2 rRNA genes are annotated in these 1,018 nt (G+C 57.6%); both read right to left on the bottom strand.

What is annotated here, in order from left to right:
• Positions 1 to 632 (bottom strand): 23S ribosomal RNA (locus tag ACZ6CZ_RS38115); the annotation flags it as partial.
• Positions 633 to 933: 301 nt separating this feature from the next.
• Positions 934 to 1,018 (bottom strand): 16S ribosomal RNA (locus ACZ6CZ_RS38110); the annotation flags it as partial.

Genomic DNA, 1,018 nt, shown 5'->3' with positions numbered 1-1,018 from the left:
TCCGACGCTCCCACGGCTTGTAGGCACACGGTTTCAGGTACTATTTCACTCCGCTCCCGCGGTACTTTTCACCATTCCCTCACGGTACTATCCGCTATCGGTCACCAGGGAATATTTAGGCTTAGCGGGTGGTCCCGCCAGATTCACACGGGATTTCTCGGGCCCCGTGCTACTTGGGTGTCTCTCAAACGAGCCGTTGACGTTTCGACTACGGGGGTCTTACCCTCTACGCCGGACCTTTCGCATGTCCTTCGCCTACATCAACGGTTTCTGACTCGTCTCACAGCCGGCAGACTGTGAAAGAGAGATCCCACAACCCCGCATGCGCAACCCCTGCCGGGTCTCACACGCATACGGTTTGGCCTCATCCGGTTTCGCTCGCCACTACTCCCGGAATCACGGTTGTTTTCTCTTCCTGCGGGTACTGAGATGTTTCACTTCCCCGCGTTCCCTCCACACTGCCTATGTGTTCAGCAGCGGGTGACAGCCCATGACGACTGCCGGGTTTCCCCATTCGGAAACCCCCGGATCAAAGCCTGGTTGACGACTCCCCGGGGACTATCGTGGCCTCCCACGTCCTTCATCGGTTCCTGGTGCCAAGGCATCCACCGTGCGCCCTTAAAAACTTGGCCACAGATGCTCGCGTTCACTGTGCAGTTCTCAAACAACGACCAGCCACCCATCACCCCGCCCGAAACCGGATGAGTTCACTGGGGCCGGATCAGAAGGACAGCCACAATTCGGCCGCACCCTCAGACACCCAACAACGTGCCCGACACAATGCCCTGTTCCCCACGTTCCACGCCGAAGCAGTACTAGTGAACAACAAACCATCGTGCCGAATAGTCAACGTTCCACCCATGAGCTGACCACCGTCGAACATTTGTCGACGTAGTGGCTCTGGATTCCTTGCGGAATCTAGATGCTCCTTAGAAAGGAGGTGATCCAGCCGCACCTTCCGGTACGGCTACCTTGTTACGACTTCGTCCCAATCGCCAGTCCCACCTTCGACAGCTCC

This window comes from Streptomyces sp. NPDC041135 (assembly GCF_055592085.1).
This window is presented reverse-complemented; position numbering and strand designations above follow the sequence as displayed.